We start from the raw sequence: 2936 nt of genomic DNA on the forward strand, positions 1-2936 counted from the left end.
CAAGGCGAGCTTCATTTAACGCCTTACGCAGTTGCAGAATTTCAGATTCCAGTTCAGCCACCGTGCGGGAACCAGGAGTACCGAGCCCTTTTCTGGCGGCGGTAACCCATTGTCCTAAAGTGCCTTCAGGAAGGGATAATCGGGAAGCGCCTTCACTGATCGAAAGTTGATTTTCAAGAACCGTTCTGACAGCTTCGGCTTTGAACTCTTTAGAGTAACGTTGGTTTTTTCTGCTCATTATTAGCTCCTTCTGATGCCATTCTATTTCAGGAAGGAGTGTCCGTTAAACTCAGGCTACCTCAGGGTATTTATGGGAATTTTAAAAAGTTTATTTACGCTGGGGAAATCGTTTATCTCCCAGGCGGAAGAATCCATTGAAGAAACCCAGGGCGTGCGCATGCTGGAACAGCATATTCGTGACGCTAAAGCTGAACTCGATAAAGCCGGAAAATCTCGCGTTGATCTGCTGGCGCGGGTGAAATTAAGTCACGATAAGCTGAAAGATTTACGTGAGCGCAAAGCCAGTCTGGAAGCCCGTGCGCTGGAAGCGTTAAGCAAGAACGTTAATCCGTCGTTGATTAACGAAGTTGCTGAAGAAATCGCGCGCCTTGAGAATCTCATTACCGCTGAAGAGCAAGTGTTGTCGAATCTGGAAGTCTCCCGTGATGGCGTGGAAAAAGCAGTTACAGCGACAGCGCAGCGTATCGCTCAGTTTGAGCAGCAAATGGAAGTCGTTAAAGCCACTGAAGCCATGCAGCGTGCACAACAGGCTGTAACAACCTCTACCGTTGGCGCATCTTCCAGCGTTTCGACAGCGGCAGAATCCTTAAAACGCCTGCAAACGCGTCAGGCCGAACGTCAGGCTCGCCTGGATGCTGCCGCACAGTTGGAGAAAGTCGCAGACGGTCGCGATCTTGACGAAAAGCTGGCGGAAGCCGGAATTGGCGGTAGCAATAAAAGTAGAGCCCAGGATGTATTAGCAAGACTGCAACGCCAACAGGGCGAGTAATTTTTTTGCCAGCCTCGCTAAAAGGCTGGCAACTATTTTAAGGATAAAATATGTCTGGTTTTTTCCAGCGTCTGTTTGGCAAGGATAATAAGCCTGCTATCGCTCGCGGTCCGCTGGGACTTCATCTCAATAGTGGCTTTACGCTCGACACGTTAGCGTTTCGTTTGCTGGAAGATGAATTGCTGATTGCGCTACCGGGTGAGGAATTTACGGTAGCCGCTGTCAGCCGCATCGATCTGGGAGGCGGTAGCCAGATTTTCCGTTACTACACTTCAGGCGATGAATTTCTGCAAATCAATACCACCGGCGGCGAAGATATTGATGACATTGATGATATCAAGCTCTTTGTCTATGAAGAGAGCTACGGTATCAGTAAAGAGAGTCACTGGCGCGAGGCGATCAACGCCAAAACGATGGGGGCAATGACCTTAAACTGGCAGGAAAAACGCTGGCAGCGATTTTTTAACAGCGAAGAACCGGGAAATATCGAACCCGTCTACATGCTGGAAAAAGTAGAAAATCAAAACCATGCCAAATGGGAGGTCCATAATTTTACCATGGGCTACCAGCGGCAAGTAACCGAAGATACTTACGAATATTTGCTGTTAAATGGTGAGGAATCTTTTAACGATCTCGGCGAGCCAGAGTGGTTATTTTCGCGCGCGTTGGGTGTCGATATCCCGCTGACATCACTTCATATTATTGGTTAATTACAAGGACGTTTACAATGCATATACTGGATTCACTTCTTGCCTTTAGTGCCTATTTTTTTATTGGCGTGGCTATGGTGATTATTTTTCTGTTTATCTACTCCAAAATTACACCGCACAACGAATGGCAATTAATCAAAAACAATAATACCGCGGTGTCACTGGCATTCAGCGGTACATTGTTGGGTTACGTGATCCCCTTATCCAGTGCGGCAATCAATGCGGTGAGTATTCCAGACTATTTCGCCTGGGGCGGGATTGCACTGGTGATTCAGTTACTCGTTTTTGCTGGTGTCAGACTTTATATGCCCGCATTAAGCGAAAAAATTATTAATCACAATACCGCAGCAGGAATGTTTATGGGAACCGCCGCGCTGGCTGGCGGTATTTTTAACGCAGCTTGTATGACATGGTAATGGACGATCATGGCCAGAAAACGCAAATCAAGAAATAACAGTAAAATTGGTCACGGAGCGATCAGTCGCATTGGTAGACCGAATAATCCTTTTGAACCGCGTCGCAATCGCTACGCACAAAAATACTTAACGTTGGCGCTAATGGGCGGTGCCGCTTTTTTTGTATTGAAAGGTTGTGGCGATAGTGGCGATGTCGATAACGACGGCGACGGAACGTTTTATTCGACAGTGCAGGATTGTATTGATGACGGTAATAATGCCGACATTTGCGCGCGTGGCTGGAACAACGCCAAAGCGGCATTTTATGCCGATGTTCCGAAGAATATGACTCAGCAGAATTGTCAGTCTAAGTACGAAAATTGCTACTACGACAATGTTGAACAGAGTTGGATCCCGGTCGTTTCTGGATTTTTGTTAAGCCGGGTTATTCGTAAAGATCGCGATGAGCCGTTCGTCTATAACAGCGGCGGATCCTCATTTGCTTCCCGCCCCGTCTGGCGCAACACTTCCGGTGATTACTCCTGGCGCTCCGGTTCTGGCAAAAAAGAGTCTTACTCTTCAGGCGGCTTTACCACCAAAAAAGCGTCAACCGTTTCGCGCGGCGGCTATGGTCGTTCTTCCAGCGCCCGTGGGCATTGGGGAGGCTAATCATGCTGAGACACAACGTTCCTGTGCGACGGGATCTGGACCAGATCGCCGCTAATGGATTTGCCCCTATATTTCCAGACATCTGTTATCACTTAACCCATTACAAGCCCGCTGCCGCAGATATTCCCGTGGCGAGCGATAACCCAGCGCACT

Annotated in this window: 5 protein-coding genes; 4 read left to right on the forward strand and 1 reads right to left on the reverse strand. The window is 48.2% G+C overall.

Features of this window, described 5'->3' with window-relative positions; translation table 11 throughout:
* A partial coding sequence (locus BGK49_RS11495; RefSeq protein ID WP_032335914.1) for a transposase occupies positions 1–238 on the reverse strand: 238 nt, incomplete at its 3' end.
* A gap of 72 nt (positions 239–310) precedes the next feature.
* Here BGK49_RS11495 and BGK49_RS11500 point away from each other — a divergent pair.
* Genes BGK49_RS11500 through BGK49_RS11515 form a run of 4 tightly spaced genes read left to right on the forward strand, consistent with a single transcriptional unit; the run spans position 311 to position 2783 of the window.
* Entirely contained in the window at positions 311–1009 is a 699-nt protein-coding gene (locus BGK49_RS11500; protein ID WP_000511951.1) for a PspA/IM30 family protein, read from the forward strand.
* A 50-nt stretch (positions 1010–1059) separates the two neighbouring features.
* The gene (locus BGK49_RS11505) at positions 1060–1719 is read left to right on the forward strand and encodes a YjfK family protein (RefSeq protein ID WP_000012566.1); all 660 of its coding nucleotides are present in this window, start codon (positions 1060–1062) and stop codon (positions 1717–1719) included.
* Between the two features lie 17 nt (positions 1720–1736).
* Positions 1737–2135, forward strand: a complete 399-nt coding sequence (locus tag BGK49_RS11510) for a DUF350 domain-containing protein (RefSeq protein ID WP_000547762.1) — start codon at positions 1737–1739, stop codon at positions 2133–2135.
* Between the two features lie 9 nt (positions 2136–2144).
* Positions 2145–2783, forward strand: a complete 639-nt coding sequence (locus tag BGK49_RS11515) for a DUF1190 domain-containing protein (protein WP_000101670.1) — start codon at positions 2145–2147, stop codon at positions 2781–2783.
* Positions 2784–2936 lie beyond the last annotated feature (153 nt).

This window comes from Shigella sp. FC1544 (assembly GCF_001722145.1).
GTDB classification, from domain to species: Bacteria; Pseudomonadota; Gammaproteobacteria; order Enterobacterales; family Enterobacteriaceae; genus Escherichia; species Escherichia coli.

What these genes read in the sequence shown, in the direction of transcription:
- BGK49_RS11500 (WP_000511951.1), top strand. Translation starts at nt 311, where the DNA reads ATGGGAATTTTAAAAAGTTTATTTACGCTGGGGAAATCGTTTATCTCC.
- BGK49_RS11505 (WP_000012566.1), top strand. Translation starts at nt 1,060, where the DNA reads ATGTCTGGTTTTTTCCAGCGTCTGTTTGGCAAGGATAATAAGCCTGCT.
- BGK49_RS11510 (WP_000547762.1), top strand. Translation starts at nt 1,737, where the DNA reads ATGCATATACTGGATTCACTTCTTGCCTTTAGTGCCTATTTTTTTATT.
- BGK49_RS11515 (WP_000101670.1), top strand. Translation starts at nt 2,145, where the DNA reads ATGGCCAGAAAACGCAAATCAAGAAATAACAGTAAAATTGGTCACGGA.